General features: G+C 69.1%; 17 protein-coding genes. 12 read left to right on the top strand and 5 right to left on the bottom strand.

Annotated features, from left to right (window positions below):
- Positions 1-78: 78 nt before the first annotated feature.
- Complete coding sequence (locus tag ACFK0J_RS35755) at positions 79-1,698, bottom strand: acyl-CoA dehydrogenase family protein (RefSeq protein ID WP_378734116.1); 1,620 nt, start codon at positions 1,696-1,698, stop codon at positions 79-81.
- A complete protein-coding gene (locus ACFK0J_RS35760) occupies positions 1,685-2,332 on the bottom strand; it encodes a TetR/AcrR family transcriptional regulator (protein ID WP_378734117.1) in 648 nt (215 codons plus the stop codon). The genes ACFK0J_RS35755 and ACFK0J_RS35760 overlap by 14 nt, the downstream gene beginning before the upstream one ends.
- Before the next feature lie 64 nt (positions 2,333-2,396).
- Here ACFK0J_RS35760 and ACFK0J_RS35765 point away from each other — a divergent pair, with 64 nt between their 5' ends.
- Both ACFK0J_RS35765 and ACFK0J_RS35770 read left to right on the top strand, forming a co-directional pair.
- On the top strand, positions 2,397-3,158 hold the full coding sequence (locus ACFK0J_RS35765; RefSeq protein WP_378734118.1) for a crotonase/enoyl-CoA hydratase family protein: 762 nt from the start codon (positions 2,397-2,399) through the stop codon (positions 3,156-3,158).
- Between the two features lie 73 nt (positions 3,159-3,231).
- The gene (locus ACFK0J_RS35770) at positions 3,232-4,470 is read left to right on the top strand and encodes a hypothetical protein (RefSeq protein WP_378743260.1); all 1,239 of its coding nucleotides are present in this window, start codon (positions 3,232-3,234) and stop codon (positions 4,468-4,470) included.
- Positions 4,471-4,501: 31 nt separating this feature from the next.
- On the opposite strand, the gene ACFK0J_RS35775 is transcribed toward ACFK0J_RS35770, so the two are convergent.
- A complete protein-coding gene (locus tag ACFK0J_RS35775; protein ID WP_378734119.1) occupies positions 4,502-5,194 on the bottom strand; it encodes a pyridoxamine 5'-phosphate oxidase family protein in 693 nt (230 codons plus the stop codon).
- Positions 5,195-5,274: 80 nt separating this feature from the next.
- Between ACFK0J_RS35775 and ACFK0J_RS35780 the strand changes: the two genes are divergently transcribed.
- From ACFK0J_RS35780 to ACFK0J_RS35795, 4 genes are all read left to right on the top strand, one after another.
- Complete coding sequence (locus ACFK0J_RS35780) at positions 5,275-6,645, top strand: PLP-dependent aminotransferase family protein (protein WP_378734121.1); 1,371 nt, start codon at positions 5,275-5,277, stop codon at positions 6,643-6,645.
- A gap of 10 nt (positions 6,646-6,655) precedes the next feature.
- Complete coding sequence (locus ACFK0J_RS35785) at positions 6,656-6,901, top strand: DUF2630 family protein (RefSeq protein WP_218471756.1); 246 nt, start codon at positions 6,656-6,658, stop codon at positions 6,899-6,901.
- A gap of 185 nt (positions 6,902-7,086) precedes the next feature.
- Positions 7,087-8,490, top strand: coding sequence for a dihydrolipoyl dehydrogenase family protein (locus tag ACFK0J_RS35790; protein WP_378734122.1), 1,404 nt, complete (start codon positions 7,087-7,089; stop codon positions 8,488-8,490).
- Positions 8,491-8,503: 13 nt separating this feature from the next.
- Positions 8,504-10,021 carry a carboxylesterase/lipase family protein gene (locus ACFK0J_RS35795; RefSeq protein ID WP_378734123.1) on the top strand — a complete coding sequence of 506 codons (1,518 nt, stop codon included), beginning with the start codon at positions 8,504-8,506 and terminating at the stop codon, positions 10,019-10,021.
- Here ACFK0J_RS35795 and ACFK0J_RS35800 read toward each other — a convergent pair.
- Positions 10,014-10,883 (bottom strand): Fpg/Nei family DNA glycosylase, encoded by an 870-nt coding sequence (locus tag ACFK0J_RS35800; protein WP_378734124.1) that lies wholly within the window; start codon positions 10,881-10,883, stop codon positions 10,014-10,016. The genes ACFK0J_RS35795 and ACFK0J_RS35800 overlap by 8 nt on opposite strands.
- 36 nt (positions 10,884-10,919) lie before the next feature.
- Entirely contained in the window at positions 10,920-11,660 is a 741-nt protein-coding gene (gene cobF, locus ACFK0J_RS35805) for a precorrin-6A synthase (deacetylating) (protein WP_378734125.1), read from the bottom strand.
- 43 nt (positions 11,661-11,703) lie between these two features.
- On the opposite strand from cobF, the gene ACFK0J_RS35810 reads away from it, so the two are divergent.
- The 6 genes from ACFK0J_RS35810 (at position 11,704) to ACFK0J_RS35835 (ending at position 16,023) form a co-directional block, all read left to right on the top strand.
- On the top strand, positions 11,704-12,504 hold the full coding sequence (locus tag ACFK0J_RS35810) for a thymidylate synthase (RefSeq protein ID WP_378734126.1): 801 nt from the start codon (positions 11,704-11,706) through the stop codon (positions 12,502-12,504).
- Positions 12,501-13,004, top strand: coding sequence for a dihydrofolate reductase (locus ACFK0J_RS35815; RefSeq protein ID WP_378734127.1), 504 nt, complete (start codon positions 12,501-12,503; stop codon positions 13,002-13,004). The genes ACFK0J_RS35810 and ACFK0J_RS35815 overlap by 4 nt, the downstream gene beginning before the upstream one ends.
- Before the next feature lie 213 nt (positions 13,005-13,217).
- Positions 13,218-13,550 (top strand): cupin domain-containing protein, encoded by a 333-nt coding sequence (locus ACFK0J_RS35820; protein WP_218471763.1) that lies wholly within the window; start codon positions 13,218-13,220, stop codon positions 13,548-13,550.
- 54 nt (positions 13,551-13,604) lie between these two features.
- On the top strand, positions 13,605-14,624 hold the full coding sequence (locus tag ACFK0J_RS35825; RefSeq protein ID WP_378734128.1) for a Dyp-type peroxidase: 1,020 nt from the start codon (positions 13,605-13,607) through the stop codon (positions 14,622-14,624).
- Positions 14,621-15,421, top strand: coding sequence for a family 1 encapsulin nanocompartment shell protein (locus ACFK0J_RS35830; protein ID WP_378734129.1), 801 nt, complete (start codon positions 14,621-14,623; stop codon positions 15,419-15,421). Before ACFK0J_RS35825 ends, ACFK0J_RS35830 begins: the two co-directional genes overlap by 4 nt.
- A 71-nt stretch (positions 15,422-15,492) precedes the next feature.
- Positions 15,493-16,023 (top strand): hypothetical protein, encoded by a 531-nt coding sequence (locus tag ACFK0J_RS35835; RefSeq protein ID WP_378734130.1) that lies wholly within the window; start codon positions 15,493-15,495, stop codon positions 16,021-16,023.
- Positions 16,024-16,051 lie beyond the last annotated feature (28 nt).

The following is a 16,051-nucleotide window of genomic DNA, read 5'->3' on the forward strand; positions in this document are numbered from 1 at the left end:
AACCGATGTGCCGGGCCGACTGCTGTATCTCCTGCTGTCCAGTCGATTCCGGCTACCGACCAGTGCTGCGCAACAAACTCAGAGCAATGCGCGCTCCAGGATCGCACCGGTGTCAACACCGGTGGGCAGCGTGCCGAAGGCGATGCCCCAGTCGTCGCCGAGCCTGCTGGCACAGAACGCGTCGGCGACCGCCGGGTGACCATGCCGCACCAGCTGCGCACCCTGCAGCACGAGCGCCATGAGTTCGACGATGCGACGGGCGCGGTATTCGATGTCGCTCAGGTCCGACAGTTCCTTGCCGACCCGGGTGATCGCGTCGTCCAGCCGTGGATTCTCGCCGCGCGCCAGCGAAACCTCGTTGAAATAGGCTTCGACGGTCTCCGGCTGCCGCCCCATGGCGCGCAACGCGTCCAAGGCCGCGACATTGCCCGAACCCTCCCAAATCGACATCAGCGGCGCCTCGCGATAAAGCCGGGGCATGCCCGACTCCTCGGCATAACCATTGCCGCCGAAGCATTCCAGCGCCTCCGCCGCATGCGACGGAGCCCGCTTGCACACCCAATACTTGGTGACCGCCAACGCGATTCGCCGCAGCGCGGCCTCGGCCGGATCTCTTGTCGCACGGTCGGTGGCACCGGCAAGCCGCATCATCACGGTGGTGGCGGCGTCGGATTCGATCACCAGATCCGCCAGCACATTCCGCATGGCAGGCTGGTCGATCAGCTTGGCGCCGAACGCTTCCCGGTGCCGGGCGTGATGCGCGGCGAACACTACACCGGTGCGCATGCCGGTGGCCGAACCGATCACACAGTCCAGCCGAGTCATATTCACCATCTCGATGATGGTTTTGACGCCCGCACCCTCCGCGCCGACGAGCCAGCCGGTGGCATTCTCGTATTCGATTTCGGAGGAGGCGTTGGACTTGTTGCCCAGCTTGTCCTTGAGCCGTTGGATGCGAATGGGATTGCGCGTGCCGTCCGGCAGCACCCGGGTCAACAGGAAACAGGACAGGCCGCCAGGCGCCTGCGCCAGCGTGAGGAACATGTCCGACATCGGCGCCGAGGTGAACCACTTGTGCCCGACGATCCGGTACGAACCGTCGGGTTGCGGCGTCGCTGTCGTGGTGTTGGCGCGGACGTCGGAGCCGCCCTGTTTCTCGGTCATCGACATGCCGGCGATCAGGCCCGCCTTCGATGACGGCGCACGCAGACCGAAGTCGTAGACGCGGGAGCCGAGCAGCGGTTCGTATTTCGCCGACAGTTCCTTGTTGTGCCGCAAGGCCGGAACCACCGCGTAGGTCATCGAGATCGGGCACATGTGCCCCGCGTCGGCGGCACCCCAGACGTAGAACTTGGCCGCGCGGGCGACGTGCGCGCCGGGCCGATCGTCCAACCACGGCGCACCGTGCAAGCCGTGGGACACAGCGACATTCATCAAGTCGTGCCAGTGCGGGTGGAACTCGACCTCATCGATCCGATGGCCGTACCGGTCGTGCGTGTGCAGCACCGGCGGATACTCGTTGGCCAGGCGTCCCCACTCCTGGGCCGCGGATCCGCCCGCCAGCACACCGAGTTCACGCACTTCGGCTTCGGCCCAGCCCGCGCCCTCGCGGTGCAGCCCCTCGAGCAGCGCGGGATTGCGCGAGACGTCGAACGGCGCGATATCCGGCACCTGGTTGAAGACTTCATGCGTCTGCATCGGACACTCCTGATTCCTGCCGAGCGATCGTGCTCGATTCCGCGCGCAAACCGAGTGCGCGTAAGGCGAAGGTAATGAGTTCGGGGACAACGGATTCGCTGTGCGGCGCGGCGGCGAGCGGTCCGACCAGGACCTCACCGATCGCCCCGACCATGGCGGCCGCCGTGGTCCGGGGGTCCTGCGCGGGCAGCTCGCCACTCGATACACCCTGGGCCACAGCCGATTCGAAGGCTTCGGCGAACGCACGGCGAAAATGCAGCCGTTCCGCGTCGACCACGGTATCCACCGGCTCGACGAGGAGCACGTAGGCGAGTTTCGGATTCTTCAGCGCACGTCCGGCGAAGGTCTCCACCGCGGCGCTCACCCGCTCGACCGCCGTGCCGGTGGCGCTCGCGGCGACCACGGCGGCGACCTCGCGGCCGACCACCTTCCGGAACACCGCGCTGACCAGTTCGGTTTTGCCCGCGAAATTCTTGTAGACGGTCCCGGTGGCCAAGCCCGCCTCGGCGGCGACCGCCGCCATGGACAGCCCGGCGTATCCCGCCCTGGACAAAACCTTGGTCGCGGCCTGCACGATCAGCCCCGCCTGCGCGTCCAGGCGGGCCTGTACGGCGGGAGTTCTGCGGTAGGCCACCCAAGAAGTGAACCATGAATTCATTTCTTGCCACAAGAGGGGTTTTACGGCGTATGTTCGGGCCATGACTGTACGAATCGAACGCACCGGGCCGGTGACCACCGTGATCCTGCATCGCCCCGAGGCACGCAACGCGGTCGACGGCCCGACCGCGGCGGCACTGGCCGACGCCTTCCGCGAGTTCGATGCCGACCCCGACGCGGCGGTGGCCGTGCTGTGGGGCGACGGCGGCACCTTCTGCGCGGGCGCCGACCTCAAGAGCCTCGGCACCGAGCGGTCCAATCAGGTCACCGAGGACGGCGACGGCCCGATGGGCCCCACCCGGATGCGGCTGTCCAAACCCGTGATCGCCGCCGTCTCCGGGTACGCGGTGGCCGGCGGACTCGAGCTAGCGCTGTGGTGTGATCTGCGAGTTGCCGAGCAGGACAGCACCTTCGGCGTGTTCTGCCGCCGCTGGGGGGTGCCGCTCATCGACGGCGGCACATTGCGCCTGCCACGGATCATCGGCACCGGCCGCGCCATGGACATGGTGCTCACCGGCCGCCCCGTCGGCGCGACCGAAGCACTCCAGATGGGTTTGGTGAACCGTGTCGTCCCGACCGGCGACGCCCGCCGTGCCGCGGAACAACTCGCCGCGGAGCTCGCCGCCCTGCCGCAAGCCTGCCTGCGCTCGGACCGCATGTCGCTGCTGGAGCAGGACGGCATGGACGAGGAGGCCGCGCTGCGCAACGAGCTGCGGCACGGCATCACCGCCCTCACCCACGGCGCCCTCGACGGAGCCAAGCGGTTCGCCGCCGGCGCGGGTCGCCACGGCACGCAGGCGTGAACCGGCATCGCGAATCACCCACCGGCGCAGCGCCGTCGAACACGGTCGAGAGCGGGGTGTAGCCGTGCGCCCGATGGGCCGGTTGAGTGTCGTCGACGAAATCTTCCTGCGCACCCACCGCGGCCTCGGCACTCCCATTGCGCTACAAGGCTTGTGGCGCACCGCCGACCGTATCGACCTCCAGCTGTTGCGCGCGGTCCACACGGCGCTGCGCACCGGGCCGTTGGGACGGCGGGTGATTCGGTCACGAGTGCCGGGCGCCCGGCGCGCCTGGCAGCCGAGCACCCGCGCATACCCGCTCACGCTCACCGACCAGCCGATTCCCACCACCGCGCTGCTGGCCTGGGCCGACGCACAGGGCGGCGGCCTCGATCCCGAGTACGGTCCCGGCTGGCGGCTGTCCGCCACCGCCCTGGACGACGGCGGTTCGCTTGTCTCCCTGACCTGTTCGCATGCGTTGGCCGACGGTCGAGCGCTGGTGCTCGCGGTGGACCACGCACTCGGCGGAACCTCGGCGACCACCGCCTCCGCCGCACCCGCATCGGACTGGGCCGATGCCCGACGGCAGTGGGCACTCGTGGTGGGTGGCACCGCACGAGCGTTGCGGCGCGATATTCCCGAGCGGCCAAGGCAACCGGCAGTTCGCGAAGTCATCGACGAGCCGTCCGTGGTGACGCCCAGCGCGATACTGCAATGTTCCGTGGCCGAATGGGACCGGGCGGCCGCCGTCCGGGACGGTACCGCCAATAGCCTGTTCATCTCGTTGATCGCGAACATGCTGTGGGCCAGTGGCTTCCAGCACGAGACGATCGACGCCAGCCTGCCGGTCGACACCCGCGACGAACCACGGGTCGACAACGATCTCGCGATGACCGACATCACCATCGACCGCACCGACACGCCCGCGACGATCCGGGAGAAGTCACGGGCCGCCTACGAGCACCGCATGTCCAGCCCCGGCGGCATGCCCGAGGAACTGCTCCAGGTGATCCCCGACCGCTTGGCCTACACCTTGTCCAAGGGCGCGGGCGAGCGAGACATCCTGTGCTCCAACATCGGAACCCTGCCTGCCACCTTGCGGACCCTGGGCCCGCACCGGTGCCTCGGCGTCGCCGCCCGGGCCATCCATCCCGGCCTCACCGCCGCCCGACTGCCGAGGACCCGCCTGTCCGGCTATCTCTGCCGTCTCGCCGACGACTATCTCCTGTCGCTGGTCGGTCTCGACCCGATGCGGATCGAATCATCCACCGCGCTAGCGGATTTGGCACAGCAGGTGCTCCGCGCTCACGGTATCCCCGCGCGCCGGTGGTGAACGGCGGCACACCGCCCACCCCACCGCGAGCTCACCGCACCGGGACGAGATCGGGTGCGGCGCGGTCGAGTACGTCTACCGGCACCGCGATGTCCGGCTCGAGGTCGGCGGCGGCGACCGGGTCACCCCATACCTGGCGCACCGGCAGCACACCCGCCCACACGCCGCCGTTCTCGATGTCCGCCGGGTCGTCGTTGGGGCCACCCGCCCGGACCTTTACCGAGGCCTCGGTGAGGTCCAGCGCGAGCACCATGGTGGCAGCCAACTCCTTCTTGTTCGGCAGGCGCACCCGCGACCAGGCACCAGGCGCGGCGTGTTCGGTGATCACCTCGAGGGCATGCAAACGCAGCGCGGGGTCGGTGATCTCCACCGCCTGGCCGTGCACCACGGCGGAGCGGAAGTTCATCGAGAAATGCATTGCCGATCGGGCGTAGACGATGCCGTCCACCAGGGTGACCGCGACCGAGACAGCACCGGCGATGGCCGCGCGCAGGTTGCCCGCGCCGGTCGACCCGTGCAAGTAGAGGGTGTCGCCGTCGCGTCCGTAAATGGTGGGCAGCACGACCGGCGCGCCGCCGAGCAGCACGCCGAGGTGGCAGACCAGACCGGCGTCGAGGACCGCGTCCAGGTCGGCCCGGTTACTGCGCGCTCGTTCCTTCGACCGGGTGAGCGTGCTGCGCGAGGTCGGCGAGAGTGCGGGCCGCGAGGTGGCTGATCCGTTCATAGGTTCAGAATCGGCTGCCGAGTGGCATTATCAAAGTGCCAATTCAGCGAAATTCGCACAGTCCATTCGTGAGGTGATCGGTGCTCGACGAACTACCCCTCGCCCTCGACCGAGGGCGGCCGGAGCCGCTGTCGGTGCAGGTCGCCGACGGTCTGCGGGCCGCGGCCAGCAATGGGCTGCTGCGCGGCGGCGACCGGTTACCGTCGTCGCGTTCTCTCGCCGAACGGCTCGGCGTGAGCCGCACCGTCGTGGCCGCCGCCTTCGATCAGTTGCACGCCGAGGGCTGGATCAGCGGCAAGCGCGGCTCGGGCACCTACCTGACCACCACACCGCCCGCCGCACCGACGCGGTCGGTGCCGCGGCACGGCGCGGGCGACGGCCCCGCACTCCTCGACCTGGAACCCGGCGCGCCGTGCGCCGAGGCCATCGATCGGCCTGCCTGGCGGCGCGCCTGGCGAGTTGCCGCCGATCTTTCCCCGCTGGTCCGCAAGGACCGCGCGGGCGAGCCGGAGTTCCGCGCGGCGGTCGTCGAGCATCTGCTCCGGCATCGCGGTCTCGGCGCGGGCAGCGAGACGGTGCCGATCGCTACGGCCGGAACCAGTTCGGCAGTGAGCGAACTCGCCGCCGCGCTGCTGCGTCCGGGGGACGCGGTCGCGATGGAGGACCCCGGATATAACCGCGCCGCAGGCGCTTTCGCGGCGGCGGGCGTCCGGGTACTGCCCGTCCCGGTCGACGCGCACGGACTCCGCGTCGACCTGCTGCCGCCGAACATCAAGGCCGTGTATTGCACACCGGCACACCAGTTCCCGCTGGGCGCTCGACTGCCCGCCGCGCGCCGGGTCGAGCTGGTCGAGCACGCGCGACAAGCCCGACTGCTCATCATCGAAGATGACTACGACGGTGAATTACGTTATGACACAGTGCCATTGCCCCTACTGGCCGCCATGGCACCGGACGTGGTCGTGCATCTGGGCACCACGAGCAAAATTCTGTCGCCGAGCCTAGGTGTCGGCTGGCTGGTCGCCGCGCCGGAGATCACGGACGCCATCGTCGCGTATCGGCACCGCACCGGGACCAGTCCGAGCCCGGCGGGCCAGCAGGTGTTCGTGTCGCTGGCCACCCATGGCGATCTGGCCAGGCATCTGCGCCGCCTGCGCCGCGCCCTGCCGCCGCGCCGGGCGCTGGTGGTGTCGGAGCTGCGCCGCCGCGGACTCGACGTGCTCGGCGACGACGCCGGTTCACATGTGGTGGTGCCGCTCGCCTCGGCCGCGGCGGAGGAACGCGGCGTGGCCGAGGCCCGAGCGCGGGGCGTCGCGCTCGACCCCCTGTCGCGGCATCATCTCGGCCCGCGCCGCCACCACTTCGGCGTCGCACTCGGCTACACCGCGCTGTCCTGGCCGGACCTGGCCACGGCCGTGCCGATCGCCGCCGCGTGCCTGGCGCGGCCGTAGCATGGTCGACATGACCGAACAGGACGTTTTGGCCCGCATCAAAGCACTGGTCGACCAGGAGCACGAGCTTCGTGCGCAGGCGAGCAAGGGTGAGCTGGACCCCAAGACGGAGCGCCAGCAGCTCGCCGAGCTCGAGGTGATGCTGGACCAGGCGTGGGATCTGCTGCGACACCGCCGGGCGCGGATCGACCAGGGCGAGTCGCCGGACACCGCGGAACCGAGTTCCCCCGGGCAGGTCGAGGGCTACCTGCAGTAGCCGCCGCCATGCCGAGCACAGAGCGCTCGCGAGCCGCGAACGCGCGAGGCCGCACAGAGCGCTTGCAAGCCGCGAACGCGCGAGGCCGCACAGAGCGCTCGCAAGCCGCGAATGCGCGAGGCCGCACAGAGCGCTTGCGAGCCGCGAATGCGCGAGGCCGCACGCCTGCCGTATACGACGTCATCGTGATCGGTGGCGGACCGGCCGGGGAGAACGCCGCCGCCTACGCCATCGCCGGGAGCGACCGCACCGCGGTGATCGTGGAACGCGAACTCGTCGGCGGCGAATGTTCCTACTGGGCCTGCATCCCGAGCAAGGCCCTGCTGCGGCCCGGCCATGTGCTGGCGGGCGCGCGGGCCATGGACGGCATCACCGCGACCGGTCTCGATGTCGAGGCCGTGTTGCGACGCCGCGACTCCTTCGTCGATAACCATGACGACGGCTCGCAGGTGAAATGGGCCAGCGACAAACGCATCGATATCGTCCGCGGCACCGGGCGGCTCACCGGTGAACGCCAGGTCGAGGTCGACGGGCAGGTGTTGCGCGCCGAGCACGCGGTGGTGCTGGCCACCGGCACCCGCGCGAGTATCCCGGAAGTGCCCGGCCTGCGCGCCGCGCTGCCGTGGACTTCCCGCGACGTCACCAACCTGCACGAGGTCCCCCATCGTGTGGTGATCATCGGCGGTGGCGTGGTGGCGTGCGAGGCGGCGACCTGGCTGGCCGCGCTCGGCGCCGAAGTCAGCATGGTCGTGCGCGGCGCCAGGGTGCTCGCCTCGGCCGAACCCTTCGCGAGCGAACGAGTGGTCGCGGCGCTGACGGAGCGCGGCGTCCGCGTCCTGTTCGGCACCGAACCCAGGAGCGTGGACCGGCCCGACGCCAAGAACACCGGCGAAGGCCGGATCCACGGCGGTCCGGTCACCGTGCGGCTGCACGGCGACCAGGGCGATACCGAGCTCGAGGCCGACGAGATCATCGTGGCGGCCGGACGCACTCCGGCCACCGAAGGACTCGGTCTCGCAGCCGTCGGCCTGCCGGACGGCTACGTGCAGGTCGACGATCACCTGACCGTGCGCGAGGTAGCAGGCGAATGGTTGTACTGCGTCGGCGATCTCAACCATCGTGCCGCCCTGACACACATGGGTAAATACCAGGCCAGGGTGTGTGGCGACGTGATCGCGGCCCGCGCGACGGGCAGGCCGCTCACCGACGCCCGGTTCACCGCCAGTGCCGACCACGGACAGGTCCCGCAGGTGGTGTACACCGCGCCCGAGGTCGCGTCCGTCGGATTGACCGAAGCGGCGGCCCGCGACGCGGGTCACGCGGTCGAGACGGTGGAGCTCGACATCGCGGTGGCCGGATCCGCGTTGGCGCGCAACGACTTCGCGGGGCACGCCAAACTGGTCATCGACACGGCCACCGACACTCTCCTCGGCGCCACCTTCGTCGGCCCCGAGGCGGGCGAACAATTGCACGCGGCGACCATCGCGGTGGTCGGCAAGGTGCCGTTGGCAACTCTGTGGCACGCGGTGCCCGCTTTCCCCGCGGTGAGCGAGTTCTGGTTACGCCTGTTGGAGACACGGCGCGCGTAAGTACCATCGGTGGATGGTGGCTTCGACAGATATCCAGACCGCCGACGGAGTCGTTCGCGGTCGTCGCGGCCACCGCGTGTTGCGCTGGCGGTCCCTCCCCTATGCCGCGCCGCCGGTGGGCGAGTTGCGGTTTCGGGCACCGCAACCCGTCAAGCCGTGGGCGGGCGTGCGGGAGAGCACCGAGTTCGGCTTCGCCGCCATGCAGCATCGGGCAGGCGCGCGGATCGGGCCGCGCCGGTACCAGCCGACCCACGAGGACTCACTGACACTGAATGTCACCGTGCCCGCGACGCCTTCGGCGACACCGCGCCCGGTGCTGGTGTTCATCCACGGCGGCGGCTACCTCACCGGCACCTCCGCGCTCGGGTTGTATTCCGGCGGGCGGCTCGCGGTGCGCGGCGATGCGGTGCTGGTGTCGATGAATTACCGGCTCGGCGCGTTCGGGTATGTCGATTTCGGCGAATTCTCCACGCCTGCGCATTCTTTCGAGTCCAACCTGGGCTTGCGCGATCAGGTCGCCGCGCTGGAGTGGGTGCGCACCAATATCGCCGCGTTCGGCGGTGACCCCGGCAACGTCACCATCTTCGGCGAGTCGGCGGGCGCACACGCGGTGCTCAGCTTGCTGGCCACGCCTGCCTCGAAAGGTATGTTCCACCAAGCGATTTCACAGAGTCCACCGGCCGACTGGGCGATGACCGCCGACGATGCCCGCCAGTTCGCCAGGCGCTGCGTCGACGCGCTCGGCGTGCCTCCGGACCAGGCGGCCGAGGCGCTGCTCACCGCCAGTGCCAACGACATTCGGCGCGCCGTCGACCGCACCAGCAACCGGGTGCTGCGCGAACGACGTGGCCTGTTCCCCGTCGCGCCGATGGTCGACGGCGACTTTCTCCCGCAGGCGCCGATCGATGCGATCACCGAAGGCAACGCGCATCGCGTGCCACTGATCATCGGCACCAACCGGGATGAAGGCACGCTGTTCGCGAAGTTCGCCGACTCGCTACCGACCACACCCGAGCGACTGCGCGCCGCACTGCCCGACGACGACGCCGAAGCCCGGATCGCGGCGGTATATCCCGGCTATCCGGCACCGAGGGCCGCAGTCCGTGCCGGTGGCGACTTCGTCTTCTGGCGGCCGTCGGTCACCGCGATGGCCGGGCACAGCCGCTACGCCCCCACCTACGCCTACCGCTACGACTTCGCCCCGCGCGCACTACATCTCGCGGGCCTCGGCGCCACCCACGCCGCCGACCTGATCCCGGTATTCGGCGTGGGCGAGACGCCGTTCGGCCGCGCCATCACCGCCGCGGGCGGCCGTCGTGGCCTGCGGGCCGTCACTCACCAATTCCAGGACAACTGGCTGGCCTTCGCCCGGACCGGGGCACCACTGCCCTCCTGGCCCGCCTACACCGAGTCGCGCCGCACCACCCTGATCATCGACGCGCCCACTCGCCTGGAACACGACCCGGACAAGGCCAAACGCTTTGCCTGGCAAGGTATCCGCGTGCCGACGTTGGCCGGGCCGATCATTTGAGCAGCCGCGACATCCGCCGGTCGGCGAGGATCTTGCCGCCGGTCTGACAGGTCGGGCAGTACTGGAAAGAACGCTCGGCGTAGGAGACCTCGCGGACGGTGTCACCGCAGACCGGGCACGGCATGCCGGTGCGGGCATGCACCTGCAGGCCGGACCGCTTTTCGCCCTTCAGCCGGGCGGCGTCCTGGCCGACCGACCGCCGCACGGCGTCGGTCAATACGGCACGCATGGCCGCGTACAGCTCGGCAACCTTGTCCGCCGCAAGGGTTTTGGTATTGGCGAAGGGCGAGATGCGTGCGGTGTGCAGGATTTCGTCGGAGTAGGCGTTGCCGATGCCCGCCAGCAACGTCTGGTCGACGATCGCGGTCTTGATCCGCTGCGAGGTGCCGCGCAGGATCTCGGTGAACTGTTCCTCGGTCACGTCGAGCGCGTCCGGCCCGAGCCGCGCGATGCCGGGCACGAGCTTCGGATCGTCGACGATGTAGACCGCGAGCCGTTTCTTGGTCCCCGCCTCGGTGAGATCGATGGCGGGCGTCGCGCCCTCCGGGGTGAAGAAACGCACCCGCAGCGCCAGCGGACTCTTACCGCCCGGCTTCGGCGGCGTCTGACTCGGTTCGTCGATCCAGCGCAGCCAGCCACCCCGGGACAGGTGGGTGATCAGCCACAACCCGCCGCATTCCATCCCGAGAAACTTCCCCCAGCGCCCCGCCCCGGTCACATCCCGCCCGGACAGCGCGGTCACCGGCGGATCGAAAGTCTTGACGGCGCTCAATGCCGCCACATCCACGCGCCCCACCACCGCGCCGACGGCATGTTCTCGCAGAAACTGCGCCAGCGCCTCCACTTCAGGTAGTTCGGGCACCCGTTCAGGCTACCGGCCACCCCCGACAAGAGCAGGTCATCTGCCCCGGCGCAGGAGGTAGATGTCCATGATCCAGCCCTTCTCGGCGCGCAGCCGGTCGCGGCTGGCGACGATCCGCTGCTCCACTGCACGCAGCGGGCCTTCGATCAGCGTTTCGTCCGGCATGCCCAGGTAGGCGCCCCACCAGATGTGGACGTCGTCGCCGGGGACCTGGGTGAACGAGCAGTCGCCGTCCAGCATCACCACGGCGGAACCGGTGAACCCGTCCTCGCGCAACCGCCTGCCCGTGGTGATGTGCACCGGTTCACCGATGCGGTGCAACACCATGCGGTGCCGAGCGGCCAGTGCCTGCACGCTGGTGACCCCGGGAATCACCTCATAGTCGAAGCGCACCGCACCGCGCGCCAGCACCCGTTCGATCATCCGCAGGGTGCTGTCGTACAGCGCGGGATCACCCCACACCAGAATCCCGCCGACCCCGTCGACCTGCGCAAAGGCTTCCTCCAGCAGCGCGGAGCGTCGCTCGTGCCAGTCCTCGACCACCCCCTGGTAGTCGGCCGGGGCACGGTCGCGCGGCGGGTCGGCGATCTCCACGATCCGATACGGCCGGTCGACGTGCTCGGCCAGGATCGCGGCCCGCACCTCGACCAGTTCACGCTTGTCCGCGCCCTTGCCGATGACGAAGAACACATCGACTCGGCGCATCGCCTTGATGGCCTGCACCGTCACCTGGTCGGGATCGCCCGCACCGATGCCGATCACGGAGAGCATGCGCATGCGCCGAGCTTGCCAGGTGCGGTGAAGACTAGAGTTGGCAGCCGTGGCGACCGATACCCAGTACGAGGACTTGCTCCGTCTGGTGCTGGAGTCCGGCACGAAAAAAGCGGACCGCACCGGCACCGGAACGCGCAGCATCTTCGGCCATCAGCTGCGATATGACCTCTCGCAAGGCTTCCCGCTGATCACCACGAAAAAGGTGCATCTCAAGTCGATCGTCTACGAACTGCTCTGGTTCCTGCGCGGCGAGTCCAACGTGGGCTGGCTGCAGGAGCACGGCGTCTCCATCTGGGACGAATGGGCCGACGCCGACGGCGAACTGGGCCCGGTCTACGGCGTGCAGTGGCGGTCCTGGCCGACCCCGGACGGCATGCACATCGACCAGATCTCCGAGGTGTTGCAGACGCTGCGGACCAATCCGGACTCCCGGCGCATGCTCGTGTCCGCCTGGAACGTCTCCGAGCTGGACAAGATGGCGCTCGCCCCCTGCCACGCGTTCTTCCAGTTCTATGTGGCCGACGGCAGACTGTCCTGCCAGCTGTATCAGCGCAGCGCCGACCTCTTCCTCGGCGTGCCGTTCAATATCGCCAGCTACGCCCTGCTCACCCAGATGGTCGCGCAGCAGACCGAGCTGGCGCCCGGTGACTTCATCTGGACCGGCGGCGACTGCCACATCTACGACAACCACCTCGACCAGGTCCGCGAACAGCTGACCCGCGAGCCGTTCCCGTTCCCCACGCTGCGGCTGCGCCCGGCGCCGACGCTGTTCGACTACGCCTACGAGGACGTGGAAGTGGTCGACTACCAGCATCATCCGGCCATCAAGGCCCCGGTGGCCGTGTGAGTGCCCGCACCATCGGACTGATCTGGGCGCAAACCCCCGACGGGGTGATCGGTTTCCAGAACACCATCCCCTGGCGGGTGCCCGAGGACATGGCCAACTTCAAGCAGGTCACCATGGGACATCCCGTGGTGATGGGTAGGCGCACCTGGGATTCGCTGCCGCCGAAATTTCGCCCGCTGGTCGGGCGCCGCAACATCGTGGTGACCAGGCAGGCCGACTGGGCTGCGGTGGGTGCCGAACGGGCCGCTTCGGTGGCCGAGGCGCTGACGCTCGGCGACCAGGACACCGTGTGGGTGATAGGTGGCGGTGAGATCTACCGCGCCGCTATGGATTTTGCGACCGACCTGCTCGTCACCGAGGTGGACACCACCGTCGAGGGCGACGCCTACGCCCCGCCCGTCGGCCCGGAATGGACCGCCGACGATGCCGCGCCGTGGCACGAATCGAGCACCGGTCTGCGGTACCGGATCCGGCGCTATACCCGCGGCCGACCCGACTAGTCGGCAAACGTCTCGCATCCACCGCTGGAGCCGCACAACACCGTTCGATCACAGATGCGGCGGCACGGCGACCCGGCCGCGCAAAGCCGACCCGTGACTTAGCCTGGTCGGGCATACTCCTGAGTAAGCGGCGGGCGACCTTCGTTCGCCCGAACGCTCCCAGCCGGTGCGCCAGCCCCCGCACCAGGTTGCTGCGATTGCGAAAGGCGGTCCATGGACAAGAAATCGCTGACTGCGGTTGCTCGCCAACAGCTCAAGTTGGCCAGCACTGCCACTAGCGGGCGCAGTTCGCAAACCATCTTCGGCGGTCACGCGAATTCGCTGCGGCAGACCGTGGTCGGACTCAGCGCGGGTCAGAGCCTGGCCGAGCACGACAACAACGGGGAATCCACCCTGCTCGTGCTCAGCGGCACCCTGACCTTGATCAGTGGCAGCAACGAGTGGAAGGGCTCCGCGGGCGACCTGCTCGTGGTGCCCAAGGCCAGGCACAGCGTCAAGGCCGTCGACGACGTGGCGTTCCTGCTGACCGTGGCGACGCCACAGTAACCACACCCCCGCCATCTGATCGGTCATCGGGTGCCTGGCACTACGCTGATCATCATGAGCGAGCCTCAGCCGATCCTCGATCCGCTCACCCCGGCCGCGATCTTCCTCGTCGCCACCATCGACGAGGGCGGCGAGGCGGTCGTGCGGGACACGCTCGCCGATATCTCCGGTCTGCGCCGCTCGGTCGGGTTCCGCATCCCCGGTGCGGGGCTCACCTGCGTCACCTCGATCGGCTCCGCGGCCTGGGACCGGCTCTTCGCCGGTCCGAGGCCCGCCGAACTGCACGAATTCCCCGGCTTCGTCGGCGCGCACCACCAGGCGCCCGCCACACCGGGTGACCTCCTGTTCCACATCAGGGCGGAGAACCAAGACGCCTGCTTCGAACTCGCCATGACGATCGGCGACCGGCTGGCCGGCGCCGCGACGATCGTGGACGAGACGGTCGGCTTCCGCTACTTCGAACAGCGCGACCTGCTCGGCTTCGTGGACGGCACCGAGAACCCAGAAGGCCGGGCCGCGTACGCGGCCGCGCTGGTCGGCGACGAAGATCCCGAATTCCGTGGCGGCAGTTACGTCGTCGTGCAGAAGTACCTGCATCCGCTGGCGGATTGGCGGGCGCTGTCGGTCGAGGAGCAGGAGAAGGTGATCGGGCGCACCAAGCTCGACGACTTCGAGCTGTCCGACGCCGACCAGCCCGCGGACTCGCACGTCGCGGTGAACACCATCGTCGACGCCGACGGCACCGAGCGGCAGATCCTGCGCGCCAACATGCCGTTCGGCAGCGTCAAGGACGGCGAATTCGGCACGTACTACGTCGCTTACGCGGCGACGCCGACCGTCACCGAGCTGATGCTCGCCCGGATGTTCGTCGGCACCGAGGAGGCAGCCTACGACCGCCTCCTCGACTTCTCCGTCGCGGTCACCGGCACCTCGTTCTTCGCGCCTCCCCTCGATTTCCTGGACGAACTCCCGCCACCACCGGACGAAGCCAGCGCAGCGAAAAACGTACAGCCCAACGACATCGGCTCAGGCTCACTCGGTATCGGCACGTTGAAAAGGAGCATGCAGTCATGAACAACCTCCATCGCGAACTCGCGCCGATCACCGACGAGGCCTGGTCGGCAATCGGCGAAGAGGCGACGCGCACCTTCAAACGGCACATCGCCGGGCGCCGCGTCGTCGACCTGTCCGGCCCGCACGGCCTCGACTACGCCGCGGTCGGCACCGGGCACACCACCCCGATCGCCGCGCCCGACGAGGGCGTCATCGCCCGGCAGCGGGTGGTCGCGCCGCTGGTCGAGCTGCGGGTACCGTTCCGGCTCTCCCGCGAGGAGCTCGACAACGTCGAACGCGGCGCGAACGACACCGACCTGGATCCGGTGAAGGACGCGGCCAAGCGGATCGCGTTCGCAGAGGACCGGGCCATCTTCGAGGGCTATCCGGCCGCCGAGATCACCGGCATCCGGGCCAGTTCGACCAACCAGGCGATCGCCCTGCCGAATGATCCGCGCCTGGTGCCGGAGTCCGTTACCCAAGCGCTCACCGCATTGCGACTGGCGGGCGTCGACGGGCCGTACTCGGTGCTGCTGAGCGCGGACCTGTTCACGGCGGTCAGCGAGACCTCCGACCACGGGCATCCGATCCGCACCCACATCGAGCGCCTCATCCCGGACGGCGAGATCATCTGGGCGCCCGCCATCGACGGCGCCTTCGTGCTGACCACCCGCGGCGGCGACTACGACCTGCGGATCGGCCAGGACCTGTCGATCGGCTACCTGTCGCACGACGCCGAGTCGGTGCAGCTGTACTTCCAGCAGAGCCTGACCTTCCTGGTGTACACCGCCGAGGCCGCGGTCGCCCTGGAAGCCTGACCCGGCCGAGGTGTGCGGTAGTGCGGCGCGCGGTAGCGTGTGCCGCAGCACGCCGGAAGCAGGTAGATGAGATGACAATGGTGCGGGCGGGTGTGGTGCCCACACAGCGCGCGGCGCTCTACAGCTGCCTCGGGATCCTGGTGACCGTGGTGCTGTGCGCGGCGGTGGTTGCCCTGTTCGGGGTCAACCGGGTGTTCACCGGGTTGCTGCTCGGCGCGGTCGCGGGCGTTGCCGTGGTGGCGGCGCTGTTCACCAGGGACGCCATCGTGCTCACCGAGCGGGTGATCTACCGGCGCACCCCGTGGACGGAGTCCAGCATCGATTGGGATCGCGTGGTCGCCGGACGGTTCACTCTCGACGAACGATCCCGCTGGTCGCTCGCACTAGACCTGGTCGGCGGGGACGAACAACACGGCGAATTGGTGCTGCTGTCGATCCCGCCGGTGCTCGGCCCGGTCTCGGGCGCCTACGACCTGCGTAAGCGGGAGCAGGTCAACGAGATCCGGGACATGTTGCGGCGCAAGCGCATTCCGGTGACCGTACTGCCGGAGATCGCCGGTGCGCTGGAACAGCACTGGCAGATCGCGCCGCCGACGCGCTGAGCCCCGGCCGACGGCCGCCTCGTCACCC

The organism is Nocardia brasiliensis (genome assembly GCF_042691675.1).
Lineage (GTDB): Bacteria > Actinomycetota > Actinomycetes > Mycobacteriales > Mycobacteriaceae > Nocardia > Nocardia brasiliensis_D.

Excerpts from the sequence above, each read along its gene's own strand:
- ACFK0J_RS35755 (WP_378734116.1), bottom strand. The coding sequence starts at position 1,698 with ATGCAGACGCATGAAGTCTTCAACCAGGTGCCGGATATCGCGCCGTTC.
- ACFK0J_RS35765 (WP_378734118.1), top strand. The coding sequence starts at position 2,397 with ATGACTGTACGAATCGAACGCACCGGGCCGGTGACCACCGTGATCCTG.
- ACFK0J_RS35770 (WP_378743260.1), top strand. The coding sequence starts at position 3,232 with ATGGGCCGGTTGAGTGTCGTCGACGAAATCTTCCTGCGCACCCACCGC.
- ACFK0J_RS35775 (WP_378734119.1), bottom strand. The coding sequence starts at position 5,194 with ATGAACGGATCAGCCACCTCGCGGCCCGCACTCTCGCCGACCTCGCGC.
- ACFK0J_RS35785 (WP_218471756.1), top strand. The coding sequence starts at position 6,656 with ATGACCGAACAGGACGTTTTGGCCCGCATCAAAGCACTGGTCGACCAG.
- ACFK0J_RS35795 (WP_378734123.1), top strand. The coding sequence starts at position 8,504 with ATGGTGGCTTCGACAGATATCCAGACCGCCGACGGAGTCGTTCGCGGT.
- cobF (WP_378734125.1), bottom strand. The coding sequence starts at position 11,660 with ATGCGCATGCTCTCCGTGATCGGCATCGGTGCGGGCGATCCCGACCAG.
- ACFK0J_RS35820 (WP_218471763.1), top strand. The coding sequence starts at position 13,218 with ATGGACAAGAAATCGCTGACTGCGGTTGCTCGCCAACAGCTCAAGTTG.
- ACFK0J_RS35825 (WP_378734128.1), top strand. The coding sequence starts at position 13,605 with ATGAGCGAGCCTCAGCCGATCCTCGATCCGCTCACCCCGGCCGCGATC.
- ACFK0J_RS35830 (WP_378734129.1), top strand. The coding sequence starts at position 14,621 with ATGAACAACCTCCATCGCGAACTCGCGCCGATCACCGACGAGGCCTGG.
- ACFK0J_RS35835 (WP_378734130.1), top strand. The coding sequence starts at position 15,493 with ATGACAATGGTGCGGGCGGGTGTGGTGCCCACACAGCGCGCGGCGCTC.